The following is a 24,321-nucleotide window of genomic DNA, read 5'->3' on the forward strand; positions in this document are numbered from 1 at the left end:
GTTCTCTACTGACCATGCATCGGCACAGTCAGTAGGCTAAAGAGTATGTTACCCTGCCGGGGTTGAGAATAACGCTGCTAACAAACGCCCTCTCGATGATCATGGCTATCAAAATGCAACTTACCATCTTTTACTTTCAAAGTAACATGACCACCATTTGCCAACTTGCCAAAGAGTAATTCATCCGCCAAAGGTTTTTTTACATTGTCCTGGATTAAGCGAGCCATTGGCCGAGCGCCCATTGTTTTATCATAACCATGTTCCACGAGCCAATCCCGAGCCGCTTTATCCACTTTAAAGGTTACCCCTTTATTGCTTAGTTGCTCATCCAGTTCCATGATAAATTTATCGACCACTAAACCAATAGTCATGGCATCAAGAGGAGCAAAATTAATAATTGCGTCCAATCGATTCCTAAACTCAGGACTAAATTGACGCTTAATAACCTCCAAACCGTCATTACTATTATCCTGCAATGAAAACCCGATGGATGTTCTGGTGATTTCGCTTGCTCCGGCATTACTTGTCATCACTAAAATGACATGACGGAAATCGGCCTGACGTCCGTTAGTATCTGTCAATGTACCATGATCCATAATTTGAAGTAACAAATTAAATACGTCAGAATGTGCCTTTTCGATTTCATCGAGAAGCAAGACTGCATGCGGATTCTTGGTAACAGCCTCAGTAAGCAAACCGCCTTGATCATAGCCCACATAACCGGGAGGTGCACCAATGAGACGAGAAACAGTATGCTTTTCCATATATTCCGACATGTCAAAGCGCAGTAATTCTATCCCTAATACATTCGCTAGCTGTCGGGTCACTTCTGTTTTACCTACTCCGGTAGGACCTGCAAACAGAAAGCAGCCGACTGGTTTTTGTGGTTCACGTAGTCCTGAGCGAGCCAGTTTAATCGCAGAAGCCAGCGCTGTGATAGCATTGTCCTGACCATACACTAATAATTTTAGATCCCGCTCCAGATTTCGTAACGTATCCTTGTCGCGTGCAGAGACTTTTTTAACAGGGATACGTGCAATTTTGGCCACTACGCTTTCAATTTCAGTGACGCTAATTATTTTTTTACGCTTGTTCGCTGTAAGCAGGTTCTGATAAGCACCCGCTTCATCGACCACATCGATTGCTTTATCCGGCAGGAAGCGATCATTAATGTACTTGGCCGATAATTCAGCAGCAGCTTTTAGTGCAGCAATAGAAAACTTAACGCCGTGATGCTCTTCAAGACGTCCTTTTAACCCTTTAAGGATTTCAAAGGTTTCATCCACGCTGGGTTCTGTAATGTCAATTTTTTGGAAACGACGGGCAAGCGCTCTGTCTTTTTCGAAAATGCCACGATATTCTTGATAAGTAGTCGAACCAATGCATTTTAACTCGCCATTGGCAAGTAATGGTTTGATAAGATTTGATGCATCCATTACGCCCCCAGAAGCAGCACCTGCCCCGATAATGGTATGAATTTCATCAATAAACAAGACGGCACCATCTTGCTGACCCAGTTGTTTTAAAACTGCTTTCAAACGTTTTTCAAAATCGCCACGGTATTTAGTCCCAGCCAATAACGCTCCCAGATCCAGAGAATAAACAACACAATTGCCAATTGCCTCCGGTACTTCACCATCTACAATTCGGCGGGCCAATCCTTCAGCAATCGCCGTTTTACCAACACCAGCCTCACCGACCAACAAAGGATTATTTTTGCGCCGACGACACAATACCTGTATAGTCCGTTGAATTTCTTCATGACGGCCAATAAGTGGATCAATTTTACCTAAACGCGCGCGCTTATTAAGATTCATGCAATAACTTTCAAGAGGTGATTCGCTGCCTTCACCCATTGTCTCCTCATCCATCGCCTGAATACCATCTTGCAGGTTATGATATTTGGACACACCATGAGAAATGTAGTTAATCACATCTAAACGAGTAATATTTTCTCGACGTAAAAAATAAACTGCCTGACTTTCCTGCTCACTAAAAATTGCAGCTAAAACATTAGCACCAGTGACTTCTGTTTTCCCTGCTGATTGAACATGAAACACAGCACGCTGTAATACGCGTTGAAAACCAAGAGTAGGTTGAGTTTCCCGCTCCAGTTCATCGTCTGGAATTCGAGGAGTGGTTTCATCAATAAATTCAAGTAAATCATGACGTAGCGAATCAATGTTAGCCTCACAAGCCTGCAATACATTCCCTGCGGCCGGATTATCAAGTAATGATAATAGCAAATGTTCCACGGTCATAAACTCATGCCGTTTTTCTTTTGCTTCTTTAAAGGCCAGATTTAAGGTGAACTCAAGTTCTTTGTTTAACATGTTATCGCTCCTCTCCAGCCACCACCAGTTATTCGGGTTCCATAGTACATAGCAGGGGGTGCTGATTGCTTCTGGCATAATCATTAACCAGAGCTACTTTCGTTTCTGCTATATCTCTAGTAAATACACCACAAACTCCCTTTCCTACAATATGAACCTGTAACATCACCTGGGTTGCCAATTCTTCATTAAGATGAAAGAATCGTTTTAATACATCCACAACAAACTCCATCGGAGTGTAATCGTCGTTGAGCAAGATAACTTTATATTTTTTCGGCTCCTTAAGCGCAGGTAGAGCCTTTGACTCAGCCACCTTACGTTCAATTATTTCCTCTAAAGACCACGTACTCATTTACATACACCCTTTATTAATTTTATAGACTTACAACGAGCATTTGGCCAGTAAAAATTAATTTAATTAATGAAAAAATTAAACCCTGTCATAATCAGTGACATCCTGATTAGATAGCATACATATTGGCCTGAACACATAGATGAAATATCAACACCTGGTATCCTGAATGAAGCTTTACTCAACTATTTAACGCGATGTCTCTGAACAGGCAATAACGTCCGCTCAAGAAGAATGCCTGCGCTCCCGGTCTTCCCATTCGCCTTAAGTTTTACTTGACTTTTAATGATACCCAGTACTGCGGCTTGTCTGCGATACCCAAAGATTGTGGCATACTGCCAATCTCTTACTGGATGTCGTGCACACAAGCCACGGCACGCAGGCTTTACGGGTGTCAAAAACTTAAGGCGAATGGGAAGGAAGCTCCGGGTTGTACCCAAAACGCAGCAATTCAACAATCAATCGATACCTGGCCTTTGAAAATGATACCAAAATGCCGTCTTTGCGAATAAAGTAAAGCAATTGACCAATTTTCAATTGCTTCGCTAACCTTCGTCAAGACGATTACTTTATACCGACCGATTAAAGATACCCGTGTTCAATTACATATGATTTATAATTGCCTGAGCAAAACCAGAGCAACTTACACAAGTCGCTCCATCCATAAGACGCTCAAAATCATAGGTAACAGTCTTTGCTTCAATAGCTCCTTCTACGCCTTTAATGATGTGATCTGCTGCTTCAAACCAACCCATATGACGCAGCATCATCTCTGCTGAAAGAATTAATGATCCCGGATTTACTTTATCAAGACCTGCATAACGTGGGGCTGTACCATGGGTCGCCTCAAAAACCGCTGTTTCATCACCCATATTAGCACCGGGTGCAATACCAATCCCGCCAACCTGAGCAGCAAGGGCATCAGAAATATAATCACCATTTAAATTAAGCGTTGCAATTACACTATAATCTTCGGGTCTTAATAAAATTTGTTGTAAAAAAGCATCTGCAATTACATCTTTCACAATAATGGGTTTGCCAGTATTGGGATTAGTCAATTGCATCCATGGACCACCCTGATATTCCGTTGCACCAAAACAGTCGCGCGCAACCCCATATCCCCAGTCTTTAAAAGCACCTTCAGTAAACTTCATAATATTACCCTTATGAACCAACGTTACTGAATCGCGTTCGTTGTCAATAGCATATTGAATCGCTGCTTTCACTAAACGAGAAGTACCCTGTTGTGAAACGGGTTTAATTCCTATTCCACAATTCTCAGGGAAACGGATTTTGCTTACGCCCATTTCCTGCTGTAAAAAATGAATAATTTTTTTAGCCTCAGGCGAGTTAGCCTGCCATTCTATTCCCGCATAAATATCTTCTGAATTTTCACGGAAAATTACCATATTGGTTTTCCATGGCTCTTTAACAGGGCTTGGTGTTCCAGAAAAATAGCGTATCGGGCGTAAACAGGTATAAAGATCCAGTTTTTGCCGAATCGCTACATTCAATGAGCGAATACCGCCCCCTACTGGCGTCGTTAAAGGTCCTTTAATCGATATTACAAATTTTCTCATTGCCTCGATGGTTTCCTGAGGTAACCATTGATCAGCCCCATACACTTTGGTAGCTTTCTCACCAGCATAAATTTCCATCCAGGCAATTTTCTTTTTATCACCATACGCTTTTGCGACTGCCGCATCAACAACCCTAAGCATTGCAGGAGTAACATCGACGCCAATCCCATCTCCTTCCATAAAAGGAATAATAGGAAAATTCGGTATTTTTAATGATAAATCAGAGGCAACCGTAATAATCTCGCCCTGAGCAGGTACGTGAATCTTTTCAAATGTCATAGACAACTCCGTATGGATTAAAGCAGGTAATCATAACACGCCAAAACCCTTTGTCCCAAATAGGTTTCCCTGCATGATAATCTTTTTTTAATGGGGATACACCAGTTGACAATTCTACAATCCTGGCCAAAATAGCGAAGTGTTAACTGACCCTGAATTTTTGAGAAAGTGTTATGCGTCAAATTTTGCTATTTAATAAACCATTTGGAGTAGTGAGTCAGTTTACTGGTTCTCTTCATGAAGAAACGCTTGCCTCTTATATCAACTTACCTGATTTTTATGCCGCAGGACGGCTGGACAAAAATAGCGAGGGGCTGTTATTGCTCACCAATGATGGAAAATTGCAACACTACTTAAGTCATCCTGCTTTCAATAAGCGAAAGTATTATTGGGTTCAAGTGGAGGGAATCCCACATGAAGAAGATTTATTACCATTAAAACAAGGTCTGGTTATTAAGGAAAATCAATTTTTGCCTGCTGAAGTCAGCATAATTGAAGAACCTCCATTGTGGCCAAGAACACCACCGATACGCGTTCGTAAAACAGTACCAACCAGTTGGCTTGAAATCACCTTGCGAGAAGGGAAAAACCATCAAATTCGCAAAATGACTGCTGCAATAGGTTTTCCTACTTTAAGATTAGTGCGTCACCGTATTGCTGACTGGTCAATAGACAAATTAAAGCCGGGCGAATATCGTTTATTATCGATGTAACTACAAACCACCCTGGTGTCGATAAGTTCCTTTGGCAAGGAGAGTATCATCGGCCACTAATCTAATCCAGGGCCAAAGTAAAACACTCATTAATGTGCTGGGCAGGGACATCAGAAACTCAGCATGATAACCAAGAGACGCATCAATCATTAAAATTGTCAGTTGATAAAAAAGACAAAAAAATCCGGTTAAAGCCATTTGTTGGCCTATTGAAAATAAAGCAAATCGCCTTGCTTTGTTACTGGCAATCCAGGCCACCAACGTTAAGGCAAAAACATGTTCCCCCAGGACGGTCGAGAGCAACACATCCAGCGCCAGACCTACCATTAACAGTAAAATCAGATTAAAATGATCAGGTAAAAAAAACTGCAAATAGAGAACCAGCATCAAGATCCAGGGGGGCCTAAGACCAACCAGCAGCTCAGGGAGCGGTAAAATGGTTAAAATAAGTGCCAATATTACAGCAAAGAACAAACGTACTTTTAGCGAGCTCATACATTAGCTCCTATAGCGTTCATGCGTTCATTTATCTGAGCAGTTAACTCTGCATGCTCCTTGTCAGGCCATACCAGTAATACCAAACGATTTCTGTTAAGTAACGCCACTGGACTCACATCGACTTTTATAAAGGCGTCACCCGGTATACTCTTTATTTCTTCAACCCGCCCCACAGGATAACCTTCAGGATAAAGCCGCCCAAGTCCTGAAGTGACCAGTAAATCCCCTTTATCGATAGATGATGTTCTTGGCAAGTTAATTAATGATAATTGACTCATATTGTTGGTGCCAATCAAAATGGCCCGCTCACCGGTACGATTATTTCTTACGGGAACGGCGCTTTTTGAATCGGATATCAACAAAACCGTACTCGTCATGTACCCTACATCAATAATTTGGCCCATCACTCCTTTGGCATCAAAAACCGGCTGACCTGTGTAAACACCATCACGCTTGCCTTTATTCAAAACGACTAATTGTCGGGAACTACTTGTATCTACTGCCAGAATTTGCGCTGCCATAGCACGCATTTTCGCTTTGGAAGAAGTAAGCAGCAGTTCGCGAAGTTGAGAATTTTCTTCTTTAATCACCAGGAGTTTCTGCAATTCAGCTTCCAGTAAGGTTTGTTGATAGCGTAATTGCATGTTCTCATTAATGAGTGCTTTCTTGGCACTCACCAGGGACTGGACCCAGCCTATAATCCGAACAGGATAATCCACCGCATATTGTAAAGGAGAAACAAGCAAAGCAAAGCCACTACGTACACTATGAAGGTATTGATAGTGGTAGTCAGCAAACATTATTGACAGAGAAAGCATTAAAGCAAACACAAAACCAAATGGTCTGTGTTTGCCTTTAGCAAATAGTCTGTTTCGAGAATTACTCGGTTGAGAGGAAATCACCGCCACGCAAATCCATTGTTTCCAGGGCCTTACCACCCCCACGAGCAACGCAGGTCAAAGGATCTTCTGCAACCAGCACGGGCAAGCCTGTTTCTTCCATTAACAGAGTATCCATGTTTTTCAACAAAGCACCTCCCCCTGTTAATACCATACCACGTTCAGCAATGTCAGCTGCCAATTCAGGAGGTGCTAACTCCAAAGCAGCTCTGACTGCTCCAACGATACCTGACAAAGGCTCTTGTAAAGCCTCAAGAATTTCAGCACTCGTTAGTGTAAAGCTTCGAGGCACCCCTTCAGCAAGATTCCTGCCTCTGACTTCGATTTCAAACAAATCTCTGCTGGGAAACGCTGAACCAATCTCATGTTTAATACGTTCAGCGGTGGTTTCCCCAATCAGCGTACCGTAGTTACGACGAACATAAGACACAATGGCGTCATCAAATTTATCCCCACCAATACGTACTGATTGATGATAAACGATTCCGCTTAAAGAAATAATTGCTACTTCGGTAGTTCCACCACCAATGTCAACTACCATGGAGCCACTTGCTTCTTCAACAGGCATACCGGAACCTAAAGCAGCTGCCATCGGTTCTTCAATAAGAAACACTTCCCGTGCACCCGCACCCATTGCCGATTCACGTATAGCCCGTCTCTCCACCTGAGTAGAGCCACAGGGTACACAGACCAACACACGTGGGCTAGGTCGTAGAAAGCGATTTTCATGAACCTTATGGATAAAATGCTGTAACATTTTTTCTGTAACAAAAAAATCAGCGATTACCCCATCTTTCATAGGTCGGATAGCATTAATGTTACCAGGCGTTCTACCCAGCATACGCTTGGCTTCCAGTCCAACCGCGGCAACCCGCTTTTGTCCTGATTCATTACGTAAGGCAACCACGGATGGCTCATTTAGGACAATCCCTTTGTCTCTTACATAAATCAATGTATTTGCCGTGCCCAAATCAATGGACAAATCATTGGAAAAAACACCCCGCAATTTCCTGAACATGTGAAACATTACCTCGTTCTTTTTTTGGCGAACACTTTAACCTATCTGGTGATAAAAATCGACAGATCTTTATAAAGATTCTCTGTACATGATAAAAAAACCTGTCATCCCCCTGCGAAGACTGGGATCCTTCTCTCAAGCAAAGTGAAGAGGTACGTTGAGAATAGATTCCCGTCTTCACGGAAATGAATAAAAATAATACAAAAAGATTTAACAAGAATAAATTCCCGCCTTCGCGAGGCAATGACGTAAATAAAATCCCATAGAGTTAAATAATTTCAAATAAATCAATTAACAATTAATTACATAAAAAATGAGGATTACTCAGAGCCTGCCCGGAATGACAGTTTGTCATGTACAAAGATAAGATTTCTTTGTACATGATGCCATCCGCTGAGAAGCGCAAATGCCTTCCCAGCAGAGTCAAAACTAGTTAATTGAAAATGCTTCTTGTAATTGTGTTAAATGATTTTTAACAAATTGATGGCCCAAACCTCGCACCTGAGCCAGGTCGTCAATTGATTTAAAATGACCATGCTCTTCGCGATATTTAATAATGGCTTCAGCACGCTTTTGACCTATCCCCTTTACAGATTTAGATAACATTTTAGCATCTGCGCTATTGAGATCTATTTTCGCTTTCGGATGAGATAACTTCGTGGCATTACCAGATTCAGCGTAAGAAACCTGCTCTGGAAGACAGATAATAAACAACGACAACGCTATAGCAAATAAATTTGCTTTCATCGACTTCTCCTTATTGATTGGACTAAACAGGATGACAAAACCCTGTCACCTCTTCCTGTGAAAGAGGTTGGAGCGGAGTATCGCAATATTTTTTCTATCTGTCGAGATTTACCTGCTTAAAATGACAATGAAGGACATAGGAAACACAAGCAGTTAATTTTTCTACCATTTTTAAATGTAAAAACTCATTCGGTCCATGTGCATTGGAATGAGGACCCAAAACACCTGTGATCATGAATTGAGCCGATGGAAATGTTTCACCCAGCATTGCCATAAATGGAATAGTACCTCCTTCTCCCATATAAGCAGCGGGTTTTTGATAGAAGGTTTGCGAGGCATTCTCTACTGCGTTTGTCAGCCATGCGGCGAGAGGAGGCGCATCCCAACCTTTCGCTTTGTCATCTACACAAAAAGTAATTTTTGCCTGATAAGGTGGATCTTCCGTTAATGCCTTCTTCATGGCACGAGCCGCTTTTGCAGGAGAAACCAAAGGCGGCAAACGCATGGATAATTTCAAGGTAGTCAGTGGCCTAAGCACGTTTCCAGCATCAGCAATTGCAGGTAAACCAGCAGCACCTGTTACTGCCAAAGCAGGCCGCCACGTCCGATTTAAAATTAATTGTTGCTTATCTTTACAAACCGGTTCTACTCCTGGATGAAAAGGAAAACTATTATAGACTTCATTCCCCAGAATTTTCGCGCAGGCAGCGGCCTGCTCTGTTCGCTCATGGGGAATCTCACAATGCAGCTCCGCTAATTTGATATCCCCACTTCTCTCATCTTCAATTCGGCTGATAAGCTGCTTTGCCACACGGAAGCTATCAGCGACAATTCCGCCAGCATTTCCGGAGTGAACCCCTTCATTAATCAATTCCACCGACAGTTGACCAATAATATTACCGCGTAATGAGGTAGTCATCCACAATTGCTCGTAATTTCCAGCGCCTGAATCCAGGCAAATAACTAACGAAGGTTCGCCTATCCTCTCTTTTAAGGCATCGATATAATAAGGCAAATCAGCGCTTCCACTTTCTTCGCAGGCTTCAATAAGGATTACACAGCGCGCATGCTTTAATCCCTGATCTTGCAAGGCACGTATCGCTGCCACACAAGCATAGGCAGCATAACCATCGTCAGCCGCACCACGACCATATAATCGATCCTCTTTGATAACAGGCTTCCAGGGACCTAATCCTTCATGCCAACCGGTCATTTCCGGTTGTTTATCCAGATGCCCGTATAGCAGAACGGTTTGCGCAGTTTCTCCAGGAACCTCCATAAACAGCAGAGGCGTTTTACCCGATAAACGAATAATCTCCAGCGTCATGCCTGCTGGAGCATGAGCTTGACACCAGCCGGCTACATGAGTCACCGCTTGTTCCATATAACCATTCACTTGCCAATTTTTGTCAAAATCAGGTGATTTGTTAGGAATTCTGATGTAATCACATAAACTGGGAAGTATGTTTTCCTGCCACTCCCTATTGATGTAATCAGATAGCCTTTGGATATTCAACATGCATCTGCTCCTTGATGAGTTCAATAATCCTGAACGTGGCGGATTCAATGTGTAATGCTTTAATTTTAGTAATAATGACATCCTTATGACAATTTACTTCATTCACGGCAGTTATCAGGCTATCAACCGTAAGATGATCTTCATCAATCACATGGCTAACACCCTGTTTTTGGAAATAACGGGCATTTTGAATTTGATCACCGCGACTCGCTCTGGCAGATAAGGGTACCAAAATGTGGGGCTTCCCTAAAGCCAGAATCTCATACAACGCATTAGCCCCGGCACGTGAAATCACTATGTCACAGGCGGCTAACAAATCAGGTAACTCTTTATCCGCATATTCCAGTTGAAAATATCCAGTGTGTTCAGACAGATTATTGTCCAATTTGCCTTTGCCGCACAAATGAATGATCTGATATTGTTGACATAAAGAGGGTAACGCCTGTCTTAAACAATGATTGAGACTCATGGCGCCCTGACTCCCTCCTACAACAAGCAAACAAGGCTTCTGATCGTTAAAACCACATAGAGCCAACCCTTTTGCTTTTGAACCATTAAACAATGCCTGACGCAGGGGTGTACCTGTCACTTCCACCTTTTCCTGTTTTTTAAAACAGGCTTTCGCAGGAGCAAAAGTAACCGCTACTTTGTCAACAAAAGGAAAACTTAAGCGGTTGGATAAGCCGGGGCTTATATCGGATTCATGGGCAATCACTGGTATGCGTTTTAACCAGGCGGCAACGACAACAGGAAAGGCGACAAAACCACCCTTTGAAAACACAAGATCGGGTTTAAGCTTTCTTAACAGAGCATAAGTCTGGACAATGCCGAAAAAAATTTTTAAAGGATCTAAAAAATTTTGCCAACTAAAATAACGTCGTAGTTTACCACTCTTAACCGCGTAATAGGGAATATTAGCCGAGGCAACCATTTCTTTTTCCACACCCTCCTCGGAGCCAATATAAGTAATTTGCCAATTTTCTCTCTGCAATACATCGATTACAGCTAAATTGGGAGTAACATGACCAGCAGTACCACCGCCCGTAAAAACAATATGTGGTGTCATCTGATTTTCCTGATTAATAAACTAAGATCAATGGCTTTAATGGATTTGGTTATTGCACCGACTGAAACATAATCCACCCCGGTTTGAGCTACCTCTGCAACCGTGGTTAAATCAATCCCTCCCGATGCTTCCAGTTCACAATGATAAGATTGATTGATTAGTACTGCTTCTTTGAGCATCGCGATAGAAAAATTATCAAGCAAAATGCGATCAGGTTTTGCCTTTAAAGCTTCTTTTAATTCATCCAAAGTTTCCACTTCAATTTCTATCAGTAAATTATTACTGAGCGTTTTTGCTCTTTCAATGGCTTCGGTAATAGAACCACAAGCTCGAATATGATTTTCTTTAATTAAAAAGGCATCATAGAGTCCCATGCGATGATTCACGCCCCCAGCACAAGCCACTGCATACTTCTGAGCCAGTCGCAAACCAGGAAGGGTTTTACGGGTATCTAACAAACGTGTTTTGGAACCTTCAAGTTTTAATAAGTATTCTCTTGTTTGCGTCGCTGTAGCGGATAACGTTTGTAAAAAGTTCAATGCACTACGCTCTGCCGTTAAAATAGCTCTGGCCGGGCCTTTAATAACACATAACGTTGCAGGCGCAGAAAGCCATTCGCCTTCCTGCACTAACCACTTTAATTCAATCAAAGGATCCACTGAAGTAAAAACGGCCTCCACCCAGGGTTGGCCACAAACCAACATAGGTTCACGAGAGACAATTTCCGCCTCGACAACGGATTGCGCAGGCAATAGAGTAGCGCTTACGTCACCTTTTCCTACATCCTCATGCAAAGCCCGCTTTACATCGACTAAAATATCAGAAAGATTCAACTTCATAATCTGCTTTCCTGGACTTTCTTGGCATATCGGGCTTTTAGCAAAGGCGGTGTAGCCAACGTTGTCACCACAATCACAAGAATAACGGCTGAGAAAAGTTCATCCGACATAATACCTAATGTTCTGCCTACTGAGGCAAAAACCAATCCGACTTCGCCACGAGGTAACATGCCAATACCAATCAGGAGACGATCATCTTTTTGCGCGCCGCCAAAACCACTGAGAATTTTGCCCACAATTGCCGCTGCAATTAATCCGCTGGCCATCAATAAAACGTGGCCGTTTAAAAAAGTTTCGATCTTTACCTGAATGCCAATAAGAATAAAAAATAAAGGAGCCAGGATAGATTCTAAAGGCATAATCAGGTTTTTAATGCTTAACCTCAGATCGTCATCACCTTTCCCTGCGCGTGACTCAAAAAAATTGTCATGGAGAATAAGACCTGCAGCAAAAGCGCCAATAATTGTTGCCAAATCAACCACTGTAGCCAACCACGCTAAGGTCATCAGGAAAAGGAAGGAAATAAATAGCTTGATTTCCCAAAGTTCCAGAAAACCAAAAAAATGGACTGCGGCTCGAAGCAGGCGAGGACCAATCATTAAAACACCGCAAAAAAATAAAATCGCAGAGATAATAATACGCCCTACTGTCGTTATATCCACCGCACCGCTAATTACCATGGAGCTAACAACAGCAAGAATAATCAAGCCTAAAATATCGTCAATCATGGCTGCACCAAGAATGGTTCTTGCTTCCCGCGTGCGTAATTTTTTCATTTCCTTAAATACACTGGCAGTAATTCCTATGCTGGTTGCTGATAAAGTAGCTCCAACAAACAAAGCTGCCTCATAAGTGGCACCAGGTAGTAAAAAACGGGCGCCGCAGAAACCAAGTAACATGGGGGCTACCACGCCAATAATAGCGACTTTTATCGATTCTTTTCCTGTTTGTTTAAGTTCTTGAACCGAGCTTTCGAGTCCCACCATAAAGAGAAGAAAGACAACGCCATAACGGGAAAAAATATCAAGGATATAACTGACTTTAAGCAAATTACTGCCCTGAGCGCTACTTAACGCAGCAACAACCTGATTAGCATAGAAGGGATTTGAGATATTATCCTTAACCGCTTTGGCAAGGGGTGAACCGCTTAGCATGTCCTGGGTGATATCAAAAATTGCAGCTCCTTCACGCAAAATAACAGCAAGCTGTAAATTAAAAAAATAACAAAGGTTGCCAATTAAAACACCCATTAACAATTCGCCCAATACGCCAGGCTGATTCAATTGTCTGGCTATATAGCGGCCAATAATGGCAAAAAAAATAATAAGAGTGACCCAAAGAATGACCGAAGCAACCGGATCATGATGTTCGACTTTATTCCCTGCAAATACAAGAGCAGGAAAACACCCTGCTCCTGACAATAAGCAATATTTTAATTTTTGTAATAATTTCAGATTACTCAAAAAGCCCTTCATTTAGTAAGAAAATCCTGTTTGGCAAGAAACAAACAGGTTTCCAGCACCGAGTCAGGATTAAGAGATACGCTATCAATTCCTTCCTGCATTAACCATTGGGCAAAATCCTGATGATCTGAAGGACCCTGGCCGCAAATACCCACATATTTGCCTGCTTTTTTACAAGTCGATATTGCCATATGCAAGAGTGCCTTAACAGCATCATTTCGCTCATCAAATTGCGCAGCAACCAGGCCAGAGTCTCTATCCAAACCAAGAGTAAGCTGTGTCAAATCATTAGAACCTATGGAAAAACCATCAAAATAGTCTAAAAATTCACTAGCCAGCAATGCGTTTGAAGGCAGTTCGCACATCATAATAATACGTAAATCGTCTTTACCACGCTCAAGACCCTGTTTTTTCAGCACATCAATTACTTGACTGGCTTCTGTAACAGTCCGGACGAAAGGGATCATTACCTCAACATTCCTAAACCCCATCTCTTCTCGTACCCGGCGAACCGCTTGACACTCAAGAGCAAAACAGTCAGAAAAATTATCAGAAACATAACGCGAAGCACCACGAAAACCCAGCATCGGATTTTCTTCGTCTGGCTCATACAACTTGCCACCCGCCAGATTGGCATATTCATTGGATTTAAAATCAGAGAGCCTGACAATGACCGGTTTGGGATAAAACGCTGCGGCAATTGTGGCAATTCCTTCTTTCAAACGCTCAATGTAATAGTCTACTGGAGAGGAATAAGCTGCTGTTTTATCTGCAATGAATTGTTTCAGTTTTTTGTCTTCCAGCACATCGTATTCCAGCAATGCTCTGGGATGAATACCAATCGTATTCGAAATAAGAAACTCCAGACGAGCCAGACCTACACCGGCGTTGGGAATAGCCTGAAAAGCAAAAGCTCGCTCGGGATTTCCTACATTTAACATGATTTTTAGTGGCAGCTCAGGCATTGTATTGATATCAAGACACATTTGCTCAAAAGGTAACAAACCACGATAAACATATCCTGTATCACCCTCCGCGCAACTCACTGTTATCATCTCGCCATCACGAACCGTTTTCGTCGCATCTCCACAACCCACCACTGCGGGAATGCCTAATTCTCTGGCAATGATAGCCGCATGACATGTCCTGCCACCACGATTGGTAACAATAGCTGCTGCCCGCTTCATTATCGGTTCCCAGTCAGGATCTGTCATGTCGGAAACCAACACATCTCCTGGCTCTATCCGATGCATTTCACTGATGTCATTGATTATTTTCGCACGTCCCTGACCAATTTTTTGACCGATGCTACGCCCTTCACTTAAAATTTCTGCGTCATGTTTTTTTAGTGTATAACGCTCTAATACCTGTTTATTGGTACGGCTTTTTACCGTTTCAGGACGCGCTTGTAAAATGTATAACTGGCCATCTTTACCATCTTTTGCCCATTCAATATCCATCGGCTGACCATAATGCTGTTCAATAGTCAATGCCTGTTTAGCCAACAACTCAACTTCCTCATTCGTTAATGAAAAGAGTAAGCGCTCTTTCATTGACACTGTTTCTGTTTTAACGGTACGCTCCTGGGCCACATCATCACAATAAATCATTTTCGTGGCTTTGGAGCCTAAATTACGGCGAATTACCGCGGGTTTTCCTGCTTTTAAAGTAGGTTTATGTACATAAAACTCATCGGGGTTTACGGCGCCTTGCACAACCATTTCACCTAAACCATAGGACGAAGTAATAAAAACAACCTGATCAAATCCAGACTCCGTATCCATCGTAAACATAACGCCACTGGCTGCCAGATCACTCCGTATCATTTGTTGAATTCCTGCGGAGAGGGCCACATCATTGTGGGCAAATCCGTGATGAGCACGATAAGTAATGGCGCGATCATTAAATAAAGAAGCAAAGACCTTTTTAATAGCAAGAAGGACTGCTTCAATACCCCGAACATTCAAATAAGTTTCCTGCTGCCCCGCAAAGGAAGCCTCCGGTAAATCCTCAGCCGTTGCAGAAGAACGTACTGCTACACTAAAGTCAGTATGGCCGATTAGTTTGGTCAGATCATCGTAAGATTTTCGTACAGCACTTTCAAAGTCTGCAGAAAATGGGGCATTAAACACCATGTCGCGAATTGTTTTTCCTGCGTGTGCTAATTGAGAAAGATCGTCTACATCCAGAGTTTCTAACAGCCCATAAATTTTTTTATCAAGACCATCGCGTGCTAAAAACTCGCGAAAAGAATCAGCAGTGGTTGCAAATCCCGTAGGCACCGATACACCGGCAGCAGACAAATGGCTAATCATTTCACCTAAAGAAGCATTCTTGCCTCCCACCTGTTCCAGATCCTGCATACCCAACTGTTGCAAATCAACTGTATGTACTCTGATCCCCATTACTCCCCCTAATCCTTAAAAATGCTCCTCATTCTACTGAAATTACAGGAAGATGTGAATTACAGCTGAGAATATACTTTTATGGGAAACAAGATCCAGTGAGGCTATTTAAGAAATTTTGTAATATCTATTGTTTTTGTGCAACCAAATGATAACTCATTGTTACCAATCCTGACCTGTCTGCTTCACATAAAGCCTCGGTATTTTTTCCAAGTCTTTCAAATAATAAAATAAAATGTTTTGGAAGTAATTTTATGGTGACGAGAAACTTAATAAAAGGTAATAATTTATCGAAATTATTACCTGCTTTATCAATAAGTGGCTCTTGTGATTTATTAATGCTCGGATCTTCACTTATTAACACCTTAAAACCGGCTTTATTTAATGCCAACTCATATTCTTCGGGAGAAGGAGTACCTATTGCGCCAATTAATGGTTTGATCTCTTTCATCAATTTTACATGCTGAGGATTTTGATCGTCATATTTTGCTAAACGTACCCATTCGAGCAGAGATAATTTTCCACCGGGTTTAAGCATTCGATATAATTCCTGAAATAACGCGTCTAAATCCCTGGATAGAGAAAGAGCCTGGATTTCGTAAATACAATCAAACGAATTATCAACAAATGGAAAAGGTAAATCATTAAAGTCCATATTTAAAAACTGACACTTTTGAGCCAAACCATTTTTTGTGGCAAAATCAACAGCATTATCCAGTTGACCCTGATCAATATTGATGCCTGTAATATGAGCATCAGTCACCGATGTAAGGTGGGCGGCCACTCGTCCTTTTCCACATCCCAATTCAAAAACTTTATCGCCTGCTTTCATCCCTAAATCCTGGCTGAATTTCTTCTCAAATAAAGTTTGATTATTAATAACGCTTTCTTTTAAATTGAGGGTTGGAGGAATGTACATTTTTTCCACCTCTCCAATCGCACAAAGATGATTGATGACCCCATACCAAGCCAAAAGGTTTTTTTTAACTTGTGAATAATCCATAGGACTGGAACCTTTCATTGCTGTGCCATGAACCCAGTCGCAGTCATAGATACCGTATGCATCCATAAACGCATCAACCTGTTGCGGCGATAACTGATAAATCGCTTTAAATGAGCGTAGTATAGTTGCTAATCGATATAATCTGGAGTTCGGATTTAATGTCATCATGACTACCTTCTTATTCCCTATCTGGTAATAGTCTAGCATAAAAATTAATTAGACAATTTGAAAAAAAACATATCAATAAAATCATTTTCCCTTACTTTTAGCCTATCATTAGATTTATGGACGATGTTCTCTTTTTAGCGGAAAACCTCATGAAAATGTTCATTTCTTGGGACAAGTCGCGGAAAAAGACAAAATAGTCTTATTGGAATTATGTCTTGCCGTCCTGTTTCCATCCCATCTACGTGCAGAAGCCTTTGGCATTTCGCTCCTTGAAGGGGCTATGGCAGGTAAACCCCTTATTTCATCCGAAATCGGCACTGGAACAAGTTATATTAACATCCATGGTGAAACAGGATTAGTTGTTCCGCCTGGTGATCCTCTCGCATTACGGAATGCCATGCAATTTATTTGGGAACATCCACAAGAAGCCGCCGTCATGGGAAAAAACGCTGCTCTACGCTATCAGGAACTATTTACAGGAGAAAAAATGGTCACTGAGTATGAAAAAATATATCAAAAATCCAGAGAAGACTCCACATCATAACAAGCTGCAACACTCTGAATGGATTAAATAGAAATCATAAGCTATGTTTATTATATAAGATAAAACAAGCAGTAAGCGGTTGATAAATTGCTTATCGTCAGTGTTGTTAAACAGCAATGTGAGGGACCGAAAATGACAACGATACTTTTAATTCTCTTGATATTATTGCTAATAGGCGGCTTACCTCGATGGGGCTACAGCAAGAATTGGGGATATGGGCCAAGTGGATTAATCGGCACAATTTTAATTGTATTAATTATTTTAATGTTACTTGGTAGAGTGTAAGACGGATAATTGATGGCGATTGTTTTGGCTGCATTTTAATTCAGGTTACAACTTTATTTTCATTCGATACAAGAAAGTTTATCGGTGATTATCCTCCAGATAACAATTTCAGCAGACTTTAATTCACATCTGTCGCCGCATCTAATATTATATGTGCTTTATGATTGTGGCGATTTATCTATGACTTTAACTTCCTTAAATGCTATCTCACCTATTGATGGGCGTTATCTGAAAAAAACCAACGCTTTAAGCCCTTATTTTAGTGAGTTTGCTCTTATTTACTATCGACTCATGGTCGAAATTCGTTGGTTGGAAGCTCTGGCTGCTAATAAAGATATCACTGAAGTGGCTGAACTTGATAGTCGAGCAAAAGCGTATTTGACAGAGATCCTGGCAAACTTTGACGAAATTGAAGCTGAGAAAGTTAAAGTTTATGAAAAACAAACGAATCATGATGTTAAAGCAGTTGAATATTATCTAAGGGACAAATTGAATCAATTTGAAGGCTTAAGCAAATATACCGGCTTTATTCATTTTGCCTGTACCTCTGAAGATATTAATAATTTAGCCTATGCACTGATGGTTAAAGAAGCCATTGCTCAGGTCATTCAACCCACTCTTGCCGAAATTATTGGCAGTATTACAATGCTTGGTAAACAGCATGGGGATGTAGCGATGCTGGCAAGAACACATGGACAACCAGCTACTCCTACTACTATCGGCAAAGAACTGGTTAATTTCGTAGCACGTCTTAAGCGTCCTCAACAGCAGTTAGCCGAAGTATTAATTCCGGCGAAATGCAACGGGGCGGTAGGAAACTACAATGCACATATCATTGCCTATCCGGATGTTGACTGGCGTAAACATTGCGCAAACTTTGTCAGTTCACTCGGTTTATCCTTTAGTGCTTATACAACACAAATTGAACCGCATGATGGTATTGCAGAAGTGTCTCACATAATGATACGTATTAATAATATTCTGCTTGATTATACCAGGGATATCTGGACCTATATTTCTCTTAACTATTTCAAACAAAAAACGATTGCCGAAGAAGTAGGCTCCTCAACCATGCCCCATAAAGTCAATCCTATCGATTTTGAAAATGCCGAAGGTAATCTTGGGCTGGCTAATGCGCTATTTGATCATTTTGCTAATAAGTTAACCCAATCCCGCTTGCAACGCGATCTTTCTGATTCTACCGTATTACGCAACATCGGTGTAGCATTTGCTTATACGCTTATTGCCTATCAGGCAATTGCCAAAGGTAATGACAAGTTACAGATTAATAAACGTGCTTTAAAACAGGATCTTAATGCCAACTGGGAAGTCCTGGCGGAGGCGATCCAGACCGTCATGCGGCGCTATGAAATACCTAATGCTTACGAACAATTACGAGATTTGACGCGCGGCCATGGGATTGACAGTGACAGTTTGAAAAAGTTCATTAAATCACTGGCGATCCCTGACGATGCTAAAAATCTGTTAATGAGCTTAACGCCCGAAAAATACACCGGCCTGGCTAAACAACTAGTGAAAGCATTTTCATGACCGCCGCCCATTTATCTCAGCAAGGTAAATCTCTGGAATTTGATGTCCTGGTATTAGGTACCGGACTTGCCGGTCTAAATTATTGCCTGCAGCTTCTTAAACTTCAACCTCATGTGAAAATTGCCTTGATCAGCAAAGCTGAAATGGGTGAGTGCAACAGCCGTTATGCACAGGGAGGAATTGCGGCAGCAGTCTCACCCACCGACTCACTGGAATCACATATCGAAGATACATTGCAAGCTGGTGATGGTTTATGTTATCAACCTGCGGTGGAATTCATCATTCGGCAAGGTCCACAGACTATTGAAGACTTACTGGCTTATTCTATTGATTTTACTAAATCGTCCGCCGGTGAATTCGTGCTGGCACGAGAAGGCGGTCATTCCCACCGGCGTATTTTTAATGCCAGCGATCATACGGGTTTAACGGTGACACAGGCTCTACTGGAAACCGTCAGGCAACATCCGCAAATTCAGATTTTTGAACATCACATTGCAGTGAATTTAATTACCTGTTATCACCCTCATCGTACAGATAATCAGGGGGAAGTTCTGGGCGCTTATATTCTGGATTGTAAACAAAATTGTATTGATACGTTTGCAGCCCACTGTGTAATTCTTGCAACAGGAGGTGCAGGAAAAACCTATCGGTACACCACCAATCCAATGATCGCTACGGGTGACGGCGTAGCAATGGCCTATCGGGCTGGCGCGCGCGTAGGTAATATGGAATTTTATCAGTTTCACCCCACTTTATTACATCATCACTCGCTCAATAATTTTTTAATATCCGAAGCAGTGCGAGGCGAAGGCGCGCAGCTAAAAAATGCTGAAACAGGCGAGCGTTTTATGATGCGTTATGCCCCTCATCAATTGGAATTAGCGACGCGTGATGTCGTTGCTCGTGCCATTTTTAGTGAAATTGAACAAAGTCAAAGTGGTTTTGTCTATCTGGATATTACGCATCAATCCAAAGCGTTTTTAACCAAACGTTTTCCACATATCTATGCCACGCTGTTATCGGTCGGAATTGATATGAGTCAAGATATGATTCCGGTAGTTCCGGCCGCTCATTATCAATGCGGTGGTGTTTTGACCGATGTGGACGGCCGCACTGATCTGAAGCGTCTGTATGCCATTGGTGAAGTTGCTTTCACCGGTTTACATGGTGCTAATCGTCTTGCCAGTAACTCCTTACTCGAAGCACTCGTGATGGCAGGCAATGCAGCACGCTGTACGCTTAAAGATATCATAACGCCCTCCAGAAAGAGGGAAGCCATCTCCGCCTGGAGTTCTCCCGGCGAAGTCAATACCAGACGAGCAAGCCAGATTAATGCGCATTGGCGGGGTCTTCGAGGAGAAATGACGTCTTATGCAGGGATAGTTCGTACTGAAGCGGGGTTACAGGATCTACTACAATTAATAATGAAACGTAAAAAAATTATCGAAGAGTATTATTGGAAACATTGTATTACGCGAGATTTTATTGAGTTGCGGAATATTGTTTTAAATGCAGAACTTATTGTAAAAGCTGCTTTAGCAAGACGAGAATCACGGGGAGGACATTATCGCGAAGATTTCCCTCGTAAAAATGCCCAGGCGCAGGAGAGTATCGCGCGCTTGACCTCACCACAGAACTCTTTATTTAGTTGAGGTGTACCTTATGTTTAAAAATCAGGCTGCTTACCAACCCGAAAAAACACTCATGACCATTAAAAATAACATGAGTATCTGCCAAAGTGATTATCCACTGGATTGGTATCAGGAGGATTTTATTCCTTACGCTGAAGAGTATCAGGCCCTACCCGATCGTAAATTGACCACTGTACTTGCCTGGATGACTCCTTATTTACGAAAAGCACGTGAACATTTTGGCGATAAATTGCTTCTGCTTGCCCATTATTACATGGGTGGCGATATTGTAAGACTGGTTGAGCAGTTTGGTGGACAAATTGGTGACTCTTATCAATTAGCATTAATGGCTGCCAATCATCCGGAAAAATCAGTCATTATTGAATCAGCCGTGCATTTTATGGCGGAATCCATCAGTATTTTAGCCAACAAAAACCAGCAAGTTTACATTACCAATCCCAAATCGGGCTGCACCATGGAAATGTTAGCCAAAGATTTTATGGTTGAACCTGCTTTTCTTGATCTCAATGAGCGTTATGGGGCTGACAATATTTTACCTGTCTGTTATATGAATACCTCTGGACGAGTAAAAGCGATGACAGGTGCCCAAGGTGGGGCAGTGTGTACCAGCTCCAATGTGAAAAAAATTTTTGAATGGGCAAGGAAGCAGAATAAAAAAATACTGTTCATCCCTGATCAACACATGGGAGAAAACGTTGCTTACTGGATGGGCATTAAAAACCTTGCCTATTGGCCAGGAGGCACTGCTGGCGCGCATTACTCTCTCGCGGAACAAAATAAAACTACCTTGCAACAATTTGACAAAGCTGAATTAATTTTATTCTCTAGTCAATGTGCTGTTCATACCCATTATCAAGCGGATATGTGTGAATATTGGCACTCCTTGGGATATACAACCATTGTTCATCCAGAATGTCGCAATGAGGTAATTCGAGTTGCTCAGCAAGCTGGTTCAACGGCCTTTATCTGGGACTATGTCGTGAATGACAGGGCCAATACCAAGCGATATGCAATTGGTACAGAAAACCACATGGTTGAAAATCTTAAACAATATTGTAAAAGTTTAGGCATTGACGTGGTAAATCTTGCTGAAGCCCCGAAAAAAGACCATGAAAAAGGAGTCGGCTGCGGTTGTGCAACCATGTCACGCAATGATCCTCCTCATCTTGTCGCTTTGGTTGATCTGTTACGTCAGGGCAGGACAATGGCCTATAATGAAGTGAAAGCAGGTGATCTGGTGAATGAGTTCACTGGTTCACGACAACGTTTAAATGAAAAAGACCAGCAGTGGGTAATTGATAATGCTAAAAAAGCATTACAGATGATGATTAGTATCACTGAAAATCATTAAATTAATATAAGTTGCCAGGTGTTCATATAACAGTGAAGTACGTAACCCCGAATATTATCAGGGAGATGATGTCTTATTACACTCGACATGACGTACCTCTTAGGGAGTTACAACTACACTTTTACGGATTATGAGGTCCGAGTACCTCACAATCGACCGGAAACTCTACACTCGCACTAAAAAAGCTATTTCTATCTCTGGTCTTCTCTGAAGAAGAGTTCGCTATACTCGATAAAAACTCTTCCACTTCTTTATGCCCCATCATTTGAGCAATCTTTGTCAGAGAGAGGGAAACTTTATCATTCATGTCCTGAACTCCAGGCATAGATATTGTCTCCTTTATTCTCTCCAGAATTTCTACTCCCGCCACGTTTTCTCCCCATCGAATGAGTGGTGCAGCAGACAATGTATAAATTGCATTTGGATCAGCTCCAAGCTCCACAAGCGTCTCCATCATTAGCTTATTCCCATGCATTGTAGCAATACAAAGAGGTGTAAAACCATCATTGTCAGGTTGATTGACATTAGCCCCTGCTTTGCTTAGCATCTTAATCTCCGGAACAAGCCCTATTGCCGTAGCCACCAAAGCAGGTGTCCAACCCTCAGGGTCAGGTTGATTTACATTAGCCCCTAACTCAAGTAGCGTTCTAATCATCGGCCCCTTCCTGTCCACTGTAGCAACATAAAGAGGTGAACAACCCGTCTTATCAGATTGATTGACATTCGCTCCTGATTCGATGAGCGTGCGAACCACCGGATAATGCCCTACCTTCGTGGCAATCAAGAGAGGTGTCCAACCATCCTTGTCAGATTGATTGACATTAGCCCCTGATGCGATGAGCGTTCGAACCATCGAATCACGCCCTTCCTGTGCTGCTACATAGAGAGGTGTTCTACCTTCATTATTGGGTTGATTAATATCAGCCCCCAATGTATTAAGAAGCCTGATAACCCCAACAAACCCTTTTTGCGAGGCATAAAAAACAGGTGTTTTGCCCTCAGAGTCAGGTAAATTCAAGTTGGCACCGAAAGAATGAAGCCACTGAATCCAGTCCAGCTTATTATAATAAGCAGCAATGTGAACGATTGAAAGATTGCAGTTCAAGCACACCATTTTAAATTCTGGTGGTTGTTGCCTGCATTTTGTAAAAATATCCTCCAATTTTTGAAGTCTGGACAATAATTTTTTATTTTTCTGAATGGGTTTATACGTTAAAAACACGTTTAACGGCGCTAAATCGATCAGTTCGTAATGATTGACCAGACAGGCAAAAAAGACGGCTTGTGCTTCTTGATTGGTGTTTAAATGGTCTTTAATACGATAACCGCTTGCGCTGGTCCAAAAATCCTCCTTCAGACGTTTAAACATAGCCAATAATCGTTTGTCTGTAAAACAATCCACCGGATTAATAGCCCGTTGATCGGCTTGCGATAAACCCTTTACCTTTGGAGCAGAAGCTGGAGGGAAAAGTCCGGGGCCTGACGGCGCTGATTGTTTAGGCGCTGAGGCAACAGGCGCCATTCCTTTTTCTCGTGATTTTTCAGCCGCGTTGTATTCGATTCGAGGCTCAGGCACCTGCATCACCGGGATTGCCGGAATTCTCTCCTTGACAGCAGGACGAACAAAAGCATCAAAATCCTCTGCCCTGCGGTGCAGGGCTTCAGTAAAAATAGAACGGGCCAGACGGATATTCCCTGACCGTGCATGTTCCAGCACTTGCTCCTCCCAGTTGCCACTGGTCTCGCGCACCAGACACGCATCACTCAAGCGTTCTCCTTGATTGGTCAAAGGAAGGATTTTCTGAAGCAGCGGATTGTCGGCCCGTGCTTCAGGCTCACAAATCACAAGCACTTGCGTGCCGCGCATATAGCTCGTATAACATTCATTCAAAAAAAGACTAAATCGGTCATCACTCGCCCCGGCCTTGGGACGATGAATCGGCTGCTCGTTATCCCCCACTTCCTTTAAACGCGCTTGTATCAACTGAAACAAACGCGGATCATAGAGCTTATACGTGACCACAATGTCATATTCCAATCCCTTGATTTCCTGCGG

Annotated in this window: 20 protein-coding genes; 6 read left to right on the plus strand and 14 right to left on the minus strand. The window is 42.1% G+C overall.

What is annotated here, in order from left to right; genetic code table 11:
* Nucleotides 1–77: 77 nt before the first annotated feature.
* The 3 genes from clpA to icd all read right to left on the minus strand — a co-directional run bounded on the left by clpA (nt 78) and on the right by icd (nt 4,544).
* Nucleotides 78–2,333, minus strand: a complete 2,256-nt coding sequence (clpA, locus tag T345_RS0109055) for an ATP-dependent Clp protease ATP-binding subunit ClpA (protein ID WP_028389070.1) — start codon at nt 2,331–2,333, stop codon at nt 78–80.
* 28 nt (nt 2,334–2,361) lie between these two features.
* Nucleotides 2,362–2,685, minus strand: a complete 324-nt coding sequence (gene clpS / locus T345_RS0109060) for an ATP-dependent Clp protease adapter ClpS (protein WP_035918637.1) — start codon at nt 2,683–2,685, stop codon at nt 2,362–2,364.
* 602 nt (nt 2,686–3,287) lie between these two features.
* Complete coding sequence (icd, locus tag T345_RS0109065; RefSeq protein WP_028389072.1) at nt 3,288–4,544, minus strand: NADP-dependent isocitrate dehydrogenase; 1,257 nt, start codon at nt 4,542–4,544, stop codon at nt 3,288–3,290.
* A gap of 173 nt (nt 4,545–4,717) precedes the next feature.
* Between icd and T345_RS0109070 the strand changes: the two genes are divergently transcribed.
* Nucleotides 4,718–5,257, plus strand: a complete 540-nt coding sequence (locus T345_RS0109070) for a pseudouridine synthase (protein WP_028389073.1) — start codon at nt 4,718–4,720, stop codon at nt 5,255–5,257.
* On the opposite strand, the gene mreD is transcribed toward T345_RS0109070, so the two are convergent.
* From mreD to T345_RS0109120, 10 genes are all read right to left on the minus strand, one after another.
* A complete protein-coding gene (gene mreD / locus T345_RS0109075) occupies nt 5,258–5,752 on the minus strand; it encodes a rod shape-determining protein MreD (protein ID WP_028389074.1) in 495 nt (164 codons plus the stop codon). It abuts the gene before it with no gap.
* The gene (gene mreC / locus T345_RS0109080) at nt 5,749–6,657 is read right to left on the minus strand and encodes a rod shape-determining protein MreC (RefSeq protein WP_028389075.1); all 909 of its coding nucleotides are present in this window, start codon (nt 6,655–6,657) and stop codon (nt 5,749–5,751) included. The genes mreD and mreC overlap by 4 nt, the downstream gene beginning before the upstream one ends.
* Nucleotides 6,635–7,672 carry a rod shape-determining protein gene (locus T345_RS0109085; RefSeq protein ID WP_025385468.1) on the minus strand — a complete coding sequence of 346 codons (1,038 nt, stop codon included), beginning with the start codon at nt 7,670–7,672 and terminating at the stop codon, nt 6,635–6,637. Before T345_RS0109085 ends, mreC begins: the two co-directional genes overlap by 23 nt.
* Nucleotides 7,673–8,101: 429 nt before the next feature.
* Nucleotides 8,102–8,419, minus strand: a complete 318-nt coding sequence (locus tag T345_RS0109090; RefSeq protein WP_028389076.1) for a ComEA family DNA-binding protein — start codon at nt 8,417–8,419, stop codon at nt 8,102–8,104.
* A gap of 94 nt (nt 8,420–8,513) precedes the next feature.
* Nucleotides 8,514–9,938: a M20 family metallopeptidase gene (locus tag T345_RS0109095; RefSeq protein WP_028389077.1), complete on the minus strand. Its 1,425-nt coding sequence runs from the start codon at nt 9,936–9,938 to the stop codon at nt 8,514–8,516.
* Nucleotides 9,913–11,004 carry an undecaprenyldiphospho-muramoylpentapeptide beta-N-acetylglucosaminyltransferase gene (locus tag T345_RS0109100; RefSeq protein ID WP_028389078.1) on the minus strand — a complete coding sequence of 364 codons (1,092 nt, stop codon included), beginning with the start codon at nt 11,002–11,004 and terminating at the stop codon, nt 9,913–9,915. The genes T345_RS0109095 and T345_RS0109100 overlap by 26 nt, the downstream gene beginning before the upstream one ends.
* The gene (gene nadC / locus T345_RS0109105) at nt 11,001–11,843 is read right to left on the minus strand and encodes a carboxylating nicotinate-nucleotide diphosphorylase (RefSeq protein ID WP_028389079.1); all 843 of its coding nucleotides are present in this window, start codon (nt 11,841–11,843) and stop codon (nt 11,001–11,003) included. Before nadC ends, T345_RS0109100 begins: the two co-directional genes overlap by 4 nt.
* Nucleotides 11,840–13,318 carry a cation:proton antiporter gene (locus tag T345_RS0109110; protein WP_035918639.1) on the minus strand — a complete coding sequence of 493 codons (1,479 nt, stop codon included), beginning with the start codon at nt 13,316–13,318 and terminating at the stop codon, nt 11,840–11,842. Before T345_RS0109110 ends, nadC begins: the two co-directional genes overlap by 4 nt.
* Nucleotides 13,315–15,711 (minus strand): phosphoenolpyruvate synthase, encoded by a 2,397-nt coding sequence (gene ppsA / locus T345_RS0109115; protein ID WP_028389081.1) that lies wholly within the window; start codon nt 15,709–15,711, stop codon nt 13,315–13,317. The genes T345_RS0109110 and ppsA overlap by 4 nt, the downstream gene beginning before the upstream one ends.
* 127 nt (nt 15,712–15,838) lie before the next feature.
* A complete protein-coding gene (locus T345_RS0109120) occupies nt 15,839–16,882 on the minus strand; it encodes a class I SAM-dependent methyltransferase (RefSeq protein WP_165476869.1) in 1,044 nt (347 codons plus the stop codon).
* A gap of 112 nt (nt 16,883–16,994) precedes the next feature.
* Here T345_RS0109120 and T345_RS0109125 point away from each other — a divergent pair, with 112 nt between their 5' ends.
* The 5 genes from T345_RS0109125 to nadA all read left to right on the plus strand — a co-directional run bounded on the left by T345_RS0109125 (nt 16,995) and on the right by nadA (nt 22,265).
* Complete coding sequence (locus tag T345_RS0109125) at nt 16,995–17,426, plus strand: glycosyltransferase (protein WP_084273779.1); 432 nt, start codon at nt 16,995–16,997, stop codon at nt 17,424–17,426.
* Between the two features lie 132 nt (nt 17,427–17,558).
* Nucleotides 17,559–17,711, plus strand: coding sequence for a DUF3309 family protein (locus T345_RS14825; RefSeq protein ID WP_084273780.1), 153 nt, complete (start codon nt 17,559–17,561; stop codon nt 17,709–17,711).
* A gap of 180 nt (nt 17,712–17,891) precedes the next feature.
* Nucleotides 17,892–19,262, plus strand: a complete 1,371-nt coding sequence (gene purB, locus T345_RS0109130; protein WP_028389084.1) for an adenylosuccinate lyase — start codon at nt 17,892–17,894, stop codon at nt 19,260–19,262.
* Complete coding sequence (gene nadB, locus T345_RS0109135; protein WP_035918641.1) at nt 19,259–20,914, plus strand: L-aspartate oxidase; 1,656 nt, start codon at nt 19,259–19,261, stop codon at nt 20,912–20,914. The genes purB and nadB overlap by 4 nt, the downstream gene beginning before the upstream one ends.
* Nucleotides 20,915–20,924: 10 nt before the next feature.
* Complete coding sequence (nadA, locus tag T345_RS0109140; protein ID WP_028389086.1) at nt 20,925–22,265, plus strand: quinolinate synthase NadA; 1,341 nt, start codon at nt 20,925–20,927, stop codon at nt 22,263–22,265.
* A 121-nt stretch (nt 22,266–22,386) separates the two neighbouring features.
* Here nadA and T345_RS13990 read toward each other — a convergent pair.
* A partial coding sequence (locus T345_RS13990) for an ankyrin repeat domain-containing protein (protein ID WP_035918644.1) occupies nt 22,387–24,321 on the minus strand: 1,935 nt, incomplete at its 5' end.

Source organism: Legionella fairfieldensis ATCC 49588, from assembly GCF_000621525.1.
Classification (GTDB): domain Bacteria; phylum Pseudomonadota; class Gammaproteobacteria; order Legionellales; family Legionellaceae; genus Tatlockia; species Tatlockia fairfieldensis.

Coding starts and splice junctions, on each gene's coding strand:
- T345_RS14825 (WP_084273780.1), top strand. CDS start 17,559: ATGACAACGATACTTTTAATTCTCTTGATATTATTGCTAATAGGCGGC.
- mreD (WP_028389074.1), bottom strand. CDS start 5,752: ATGAGCTCGCTAAAAGTACGTTTGTTCTTTGCTGTAATATTGGCACTT.
- T345_RS0109110 (WP_035918639.1), bottom strand. CDS start 13,318: ATGAAGGGCTTTTTGAGTAATCTGAAATTATTACAAAAATTAAAATAT.
- clpA (WP_028389070.1), bottom strand. CDS start 2,333: ATGTTAAACAAAGAACTTGAGTTCACCTTAAATCTGGCCTTTAAAGAA.
- T345_RS0109120 (WP_165476869.1), bottom strand. CDS start 16,882: ATGATGACATTAAATCCGAACTCCAGATTATATCGATTAGCAACTATA.
- nadC (WP_028389079.1), bottom strand. CDS start 11,843: ATGAAGTTGAATCTTTCTGATATTTTAGTCGATGTAAAGCGGGCTTTG.
- nadB (WP_035918641.1), top strand. CDS start 19,259: ATGACCGCCGCCCATTTATCTCAGCAAGGTAAATCTCTGGAATTTGAT.
- T345_RS0109090 (WP_028389076.1), bottom strand. CDS start 8,419: ATGAAAGCAAATTTATTTGCTATAGCGTTGTCGTTGTTTATTATCTGT.
- T345_RS0109085 (WP_025385468.1), bottom strand. CDS start 7,672: ATGTTCAGGAAATTGCGGGGTGTTTTTTCCAATGATTTGTCCATTGAT.
- purB (WP_028389084.1), top strand. CDS start 17,892: ATGACTTTAACTTCCTTAAATGCTATCTCACCTATTGATGGGCGTTAT.
- T345_RS0109095 (WP_028389077.1), bottom strand. CDS start 9,938: ATGTTGAATATCCAAAGGCTATCTGATTACATCAATAGGGAGTGGCAG.
- clpS (WP_035918637.1), bottom strand. CDS start 2,685: ATGAGTACGTGGTCTTTAGAGGAAATAATTGAACGTAAGGTGGCTGAG.
- icd (WP_028389072.1), bottom strand. CDS start 4,544: ATGACATTTGAAAAGATTCACGTACCTGCTCAGGGCGAGATTATTACG.
- nadA (WP_028389086.1), top strand. CDS start 20,925: ATGTTTAAAAATCAGGCTGCTTACCAACCCGAAAAAACACTCATGACC.
- T345_RS0109070 (WP_028389073.1), top strand. CDS start 4,718: ATGCGTCAAATTTTGCTATTTAATAAACCATTTGGAGTAGTGAGTCAG.
- ppsA (WP_028389081.1), bottom strand. CDS start 15,711: ATGGGGATCAGAGTACATACAGTTGATTTGCAACAGTTGGGTATGCAG.
- T345_RS0109100 (WP_028389078.1), bottom strand. CDS start 11,004: ATGACACCACATATTGTTTTTACGGGCGGTGGTACTGCTGGTCATGTT.